The organism is Rhizobium mongolense USDA 1844, assembly GCF_000419765.1.
In the GTDB taxonomy this organism is placed as follows: domain Bacteria; phylum Pseudomonadota; class Alphaproteobacteria; order Rhizobiales; family Rhizobiaceae; genus Rhizobium; species Rhizobium mongolense.
This window is the reverse complement of record NZ_ATTQ01000069.1, coordinates 1-6,470: the sequence shown is the minus strand read 5'-3', so window position 1 is coordinate 6,470 and position 6,470 is coordinate 1. Positions and strand designations below refer to the sequence as shown.

Annotated in this window: 5 protein-coding genes and 1 pseudogene; 1 reads left to right on the top strand and 5 read right to left on the bottom strand. The window is 56.7% G+C overall.

Features of this window, described 5'->3' with window-relative positions; all coding sequences use genetic code 11:
• The 5 genes from A3C3_RS0136840 to A3C3_RS0136820 form a co-directional block, all read right to left on the bottom strand.
• The coding region (locus A3C3_RS0136840; RefSeq protein ID WP_022719463.1) for an IS6 family transposase at positions 1–438 on the bottom strand (438 nt) is incomplete at its 3' end.
• Between the two features lie 31 nt (positions 439–469).
• Positions 470–874 (bottom strand): hypothetical protein, encoded by a 405-nt coding sequence (locus A3C3_RS0136835; protein ID WP_022719462.1) that lies wholly within the window; start codon positions 872–874, stop codon positions 470–472.
• A gap of 30 nt (positions 875–904) precedes the next feature.
• Positions 905–2,245 (bottom strand): DNA-processing protein DprA, encoded by a 1,341-nt coding sequence (locus A3C3_RS40880; RefSeq protein WP_022719461.1) that lies wholly within the window; start codon positions 2,243–2,245, stop codon positions 905–907.
• A gap of 1 nt (position 2,246) precedes the next feature.
• Positions 2,247–4,346, bottom strand: coding sequence for a RecQ family ATP-dependent DNA helicase (locus A3C3_RS0136825; protein WP_022719460.1), 2,100 nt, complete (start codon positions 4,344–4,346; stop codon positions 2,247–2,249).
• On the bottom strand, positions 4,346–5,515 hold the full coding sequence (locus tag A3C3_RS0136820) for a Fic family protein (RefSeq protein WP_022719459.1): 1,170 nt from the start codon (positions 5,513–5,515) through the stop codon (positions 4,346–4,348). Before A3C3_RS0136820 ends, A3C3_RS0136825 begins: the two co-directional genes overlap by 1 nt.
• Positions 5,516–6,225: 710 nt before the next feature.
• Here A3C3_RS0136820 and A3C3_RS0136815 point away from each other — a divergent pair.
• Positions 6,226–6,470, top strand: a pseudogene (locus tag A3C3_RS0136815) (IS6 family transposase); the annotation flags it as partial.

Sequence of the window (6,470 nt, the reverse complement as noted above, 5' to 3'; positions counted from 1 at the left end):
GGCCGCCCCGTAGGAGCGCAGTTTGTCGGTGATCATACGCTTTGGCGGCAGACCCTGCTTCTTCAGAAGTCGCGTCAGCAGGCGCCTGGCGGCCTTGGTGTTGCGACGCGTCTGGACAATCTCGTCGAGCACATATCCGTCCTGATCAACCGCTCTCCACAACCAGCATTTCTGACCGTTGATGCGCACCGCGACTTCATCCAGGTGCCAGACATCATCTTTCGTCGGCGACTTGCGGCGTATGCGGCGCGCATAATCAGGGCCGTGCTTTCGGCACCATCGGCGGATGGTCTCGTAGGAAACGACGATCCCGCGATCGAGCAGCATTTCCTCGACATCGCGCAAGCTCAGATTGAAGCGGAAGTAGAGCCAGATAGCACGGGCCACGATTTCGATCGGATAGCGGTGGTTCTTGTAGGTCGGTGCACTCACGGTCATGGGCGCACTGCTACCTCAATTTCCTTACCGCTCAATCAATGTGACACCACCGTTCGCCAGCCTCGCCATTTCGATTTGTTGCCTTGTGCGCTTTAATAAAAAGCTTCGCGGCCGCGTCATTGAGTTGGGTGGTCTTGATCAGGAAATCGTCAAACGGCAGAGTTGATTGAAGCGCTCTCACCGCATCGATTTCCTTTCGTGTCAGCGCGAACGGCGTGAGGTGAAGCCATGCCAACTCCACCAGTTCGTGAATGGTGGTCTTGCCTTGTCGAAAGGCGGGGAAATGCAGACGAAGCGTGACTCCCGCCGACTCGCACGTCACCTCGTGCTTTAGCTCCCTAATCCTCGGTCCTAATTTAGAATAGTCACGGCTAAGTGCTGCCAAGACCGTGTCTAAATCAGAACTTGCGGCTTCAGTTATGCCCTGCTCGCTCAAATCATGCTCCCCAATGATTCAAGATCATTTTTATCTTTCAAACAACGCGGCCTGCGTCGGCGCTTCGGGATTTATTATATACCTCACAGGCTTCGTTAGCTTAGCGACTTTCCCTTCATCTGCCGCTCGCTTAAGCCAAGCGTTCACCTGCGCCTTCTCCAGTTCAAGACGCGCGGCTACATCATCGACCGTCATGGGTGCGGCTGATGCAAGCTCAACAAACCGAGCAAGGAAAAACGTGTAGAAGTCTATATTGACCAACGCGCTGTTTTTGGGAACCGATACGCCAGGAGTGACTGACGCACTCACCAAGAGCTCCGATAACGGCGAGTTTTCCTCTGGCGTACTGGTTTCAGTCTCCCCTTCCTTCTCGGATTCGGCCTCTCGCTCATCATCTTGCGCAAGCAGCGGAAGTTCGTTGCTCAAGGTTTGCAAAGGGGCGGAGTAAGCTTCCTCAAACAGTTTTGACAGCGAAGTCATGTCTTCTGGAAACCAGTTCGCGCCACGCTGGGCAAGTTCCCGATTGCCGGAGTTCCGGTCATTGCTCGGCTTAACCCAAAGCGGAACCCAGCCCGCCCTGATGTCTTCGATCGCTCCGTTCCACGTTCCGCCCTTATCGCGCGTGCTGCTGATCACGACCGCGGCATCGGCTAGGCAGTAGATGTATCGGTTGCGCGACATCGCATGACCGACATTGAAGCCTGCCTCGGGATTATACGGGCTGATCAGCGCTAAATCGCCGGACATAATATGCTTGCGATACTTCGATGACATTGCGGACCGAAGCAGGCTGTCGGCAAGAACGCCCACGGCTGTGCCTTGCCTTTCCAAAGCCCCAAGCATTGCGCTTTGATCGACACCGCGAGCACCGCCCGAGACAAGCGAATACCCCTGTGCTGCTGCCTCGGCTCCAAGTCTTTCGGTGTAGGCGAGATCCTGTTCGTCGGCGTCACGCGAGCCTACGACGGCGATACCGCCAGTATTAAGAAGAGCCTTGTTCCCGCAACCAAACAGCACAGCGGGAGACTCCGAACGTAGCCGCCGCTTTAGCCGCTCCGGGTATTCCTGGTCAGATCTCGTTAAAATCCACAAACCCGCCCGCTGCCACTTTTCGAGAGCAAGTCCCAGGGCCGCCCCCCTGCCTAGAAGTGCCCGAATACGCGCTATTGAAACTGTACGATCCACCCAACCCGCGAGTAGAGAGTCCAGATCGCCCTTCAACAGGACGGCAGGCTCCAGCCCATGGTCTTTCAGCCAAATGGCAAATTTGGCCCACTCGCTATTGGAGAAGGGTTTTCCATCCTGCGACTCTGACTTTCCGAATGACACAGTCAGGAGCATCACCGCCTGAGCTTGAGGTGTAAGATGCATGTCAGCCTCCCACGCTCGAAGTCGTCAATGCGACTGGCCAGACAGGACCACTGCCGGCCTGCCTGAGAAGAGCAGCGGCCACCGTCATTGTCCACGCCGAGTCCACGACGTCATCCAGAAGAAGCACAGGGCCGTCGGGCACGGCGCCGACGATTGCAAAAACACCATCAAGGTTACGGCATTGATGAAACCTATTCTGCTGCCCTTTCTGGGGCTCGTTATCCTTTACCTTGGCTATTGCAGGTACGAACGGGAGACCGAGAACGTTCGCGAGGCGGTGTGCGAAGTCAGGTACAAGTGTCGGATGGTTTCTGGAGGGGACGCAGGCGACCCATGTCGGCGACGGATTCGGTTGCCAGCGGTCGCGCAGCATCTCCGCAACAGCATCGACGAGTTCGTCTCTAAAGTGGCCATCGTGCTTGTCGTCAGCGACCACTTGCCCCCAACCAGCGTCACCCCAACGAGAGAGAATCCGACCCGGTTCTGCGCGAAGTTCTAAAGCGAGGTTTCCTCTGAGCCCATATTCGGCGAAGGCGTCTTTTGCGACTTGCTTGTTGCAATCCAAGACGATCTCGGAATGGCGCAGGAAACGGCCAGCCACGATCGCTGTTTTGCGAGTGAATGACGGGTCAACGACCGGCCTGCCCAAGCAGTTGGCACATTTACCGCATGGCTGCGGGTTCGCATCATCAAGGGCGTTGGCCAGAAACTCCATCAGGCATCGAGGTTCATCAATGTAGGCCTGAACTTCTCCCCACTCGATCTCGCGCTGCTCGGTTAGACGCTGAATGCGTTCATGATCCATACGAAACGGGACAGGCGTCCTCTGCCATTTCGAGCCGTCCTTGATGACGGGGGCTGGACTATCGACAGAGAGAAACTTTAGCACCTGTTCGATCTGGCCGTGTCGCAGGTTCACTGTCTCCTCGATCTGAGCCGTGCTCAGACCATCGCTTTCCTCAAGCGCCTCCAGGATCGATTGAACCCATCGCTCGCGCGGGAATGCGCTGCCACGAAAATATTCGTGGATGTGATCATCCTCGTCGCCTGACATCAGAACGCCGACTGCATGAGCGATGCCACGGCCGGCACGACCGACTTGCTGATAATAGGAAACGATCGATCCCGGCGCCTGATAGTGAACGACGAAACCGAGATCTGGCTTGTCGTATCCCATTCCAAGGGCCGTCGTCGCGACCAATACCTTGATTTCGTTTCTCAAGAGTTGGTCTTCAAGGTGCTCACGATAAGCATCAGAGTCTTCAAACCCGTCGCCCATCACACCGCTATAATAGGGCTTGGCAGCAATGCCGTGCTGATTTAGCCAATCAGTAACCTGGTTCGCATCGCGCTTCGTCAGCGTGTAAATGATACCAGTGCCGGGGAGCTCATTGATATGTTCCACCAGCCAGGCAAGGCGCGCTGCCTGCGTGGGAAGACGTAACGTCTGTAGTGCGAGTGTTTGCCGTGTGAGTGCTCCGCGCTCGATTCCGATGTTGCCGAGTTGTGCTTGAACATCCGCAACGACGCGATTGTTGGCGGTCGCTGTGGTGCCCAGTATCGGGACGTTATCCGGCATTCTCTGCAAAACGTTGACGAGGCGCCGGTAGTCGGGCCGAAAATCGTGGCCCCAGTCGGATATGCAGTGGGCTTCATCGACTACAAGCAAGCCAATCGTTTCGGCGATCGGCAGCAAGACGTTTTCTACGAAATCGTCATTGGCCAGACGTTCGGGAGAAATCAGAAGCGCATCAGCCTGATTGGCCCGCACGACCTGTTGAAGTGCCGGCCATTCGTTTCTGTTCGTAGAATTTATGGTCAGGGCGCGAATGCCAAGACGATTCGCGGCTTGAATCTGGTTACGCATCAAAGCCAGAAGTGGAGAGACGATGAGCGTCGGTCCACGACCACGATCCCGGAGAATACGGGTCGCAATAAAATAGACGGAACTCTTTCCCCAACCAGTCCTCTGTACGACCAGCAAACGCTCCCGTCTGTTCACCAGGGCGTCGATGGCTTCCCACTGCCCATCGCGAAAAGATGCCGCGTTGTCGCCAAGAGCCCGTCTGAGTAGAGAAAGTGCGGTCGAACGATCTGTCATTATCTGTGCTCCAGTTCCGTACCGATCCGCAGTCGGTCGACATATGTTTGATAGGCGAAGCTGCGATCTCGCTTTTTGCCCGTCGTCTCAACGAGAATACCTGCGGCGATCAGCGTCTCAACGGCACGAGTGGCCGTCGGCTTGCTCGTCTCGATAAGCGTCATGGCGGTCGCGACGGTGATGATCGGATGGTTGGGCAAAAGCTCGAACAGCCGCACAGCGGAGACAGATGTCGTGTCCTGGGCCAGTACGCGGGCTCGGTCCGAGGTGACGACGGCAAATAGCTCGCGTGCCGACGTGACTGCTTCGTCGGCAATCGTCGCTACGGCATCGAGAAAGAAATCGGTCCAGCCCTCCCAATCGCCTTCGGTGCGCACGGCGGTCAGCCGGCGGAAATATTCTGCACGGTGGCGTTTGAAAAAGAGGCTGAGATAGAGAAGCGGCGCCTTCAGCAGCCCCCAGTGTTCGAGGAGCAAGGCAATGAGCAGGCGCCCCAAGCGACCGTTGCCGTCGAGATAGGGATGGATGCTCTCGAATTGAACATGCGCCAGCCCGACCCTTACCAACGGTGGCAGGTTGTCTGTCGTATGAAGGTATTTCTCGAAATCGCCAAGCAGGCTGGGAAGCGCCTTCACAGGGGGCGGAACATAGATGGCGTTTCCCGGTCGACTGCCGCCGATCCAGTTTTGGCTTCGTCGCACCTCGCCGGGCTGCTTGGTCGCTCCGCGCGCACCATGCATAAGCCGCTGATGCGCTCCGTTCAGCAACCGCATGGATAGTGGTAGGCCGTCAGATTTCGCCAGCTCTTTGCGTGCGTAGGACAGTGCATCCAGGTGGTTGCAGATCTCCTCGACGTCTGCGTCCGGCTCTACCTCGTGTTCCGCCTCAAAGTTCAGCAGATCAATAAGTGTCGCCTGCGTGCCTTCGATCTGGGACGAGATGACCGCTTCCTTGCGCACGAAAGCGTAGATGAACCAGTCGAGAGACGGGACCATCTCACTGGCCAGATCGAGCCTTGCCAGCGCATGCTCGGCCGTCCGCAATCGCTCCGCGAGTTGACCGTCGATCTTAATCTCAGGGTCTTGGGGCGGTAGGGCCGACGGTATGAACGCCTGCACCGCCTCATCACCTGCGATAGTGCGTTCGTACTGACCAGTGGTTCGTTTCATGCGCGCATCCCGCCTGGCAAAGCACAACCATGTGCCGACTCGGCAGAGGAGGTACGATCTCGTTCCCAGGCGGCGCTCTAAAGAACGAACTCTTTACCAGCAATGAGAGAAAGTCAAGAGATCGTTATTAAATGTCAGGCCGGATGCCGGTTTTGCTGCTTTCAGACTGAGGGAACAGCCAAATCGTATTTTAGAGCGCTATAGCGTAGACGTAGTGCTCATCATCGTCGGGCGCGGCCCGCCACCTTGGTCAAAATGGCCATCTCGAAGAACGATTTACCGCCGCCGATTTCTCTCCATACCTCTCCCGGTTCCCTAAAGCGTCGTGGGATTTCATCGGGTGATGAGGACAGCCGAGCCGCATGTCGCTCGGCAAATTTCGATGACGGTTTCTCGCAGCCATCGATGCGCCGGATTGGCGTCCATGAGCGGATTTCACATTACCGAGGCCGCGATCTCCAGCGCTGTGAGCGGAAGCTGAAAGCTAGCCATTATAGGCAGGTTTCGGGGATCGGCTAAGACGCTGATCTTCGCACCTTGTCGGCGATCTCGAACCAAGGTGGGCGCTTAATCTCGAATTCTGCGTGACCGATCCCCATTTTTGTCATGGTGCGAACGGAGCCCGCCACGATCGTCAGGGTATCGCGATAAGTCTTAAGGGTACTGTCACATTGATTGAGCGGTAAGGAAATTGAGGTAGCAGCGCACGCATGAGCGTGAGTGCACCGACCTACAAGAACCACCGCTATCCGATCGAAATCGTAGCCCGTGCTGTCTGGCTCTACTTTCGCTTTAATCTGAGCCTGCGCGATGTCGAGGAAATGCTGCTCGATCGCGGGATCGTCGTTTCCTACGAGACCATCCGCCGATGGTGCCGAAAGCATGGCCTTGATTATGCGCGCCGCATACGCCGCAAGGCGCCGACGAAAGGCGATGTCTGGCACCTCGATGAAGG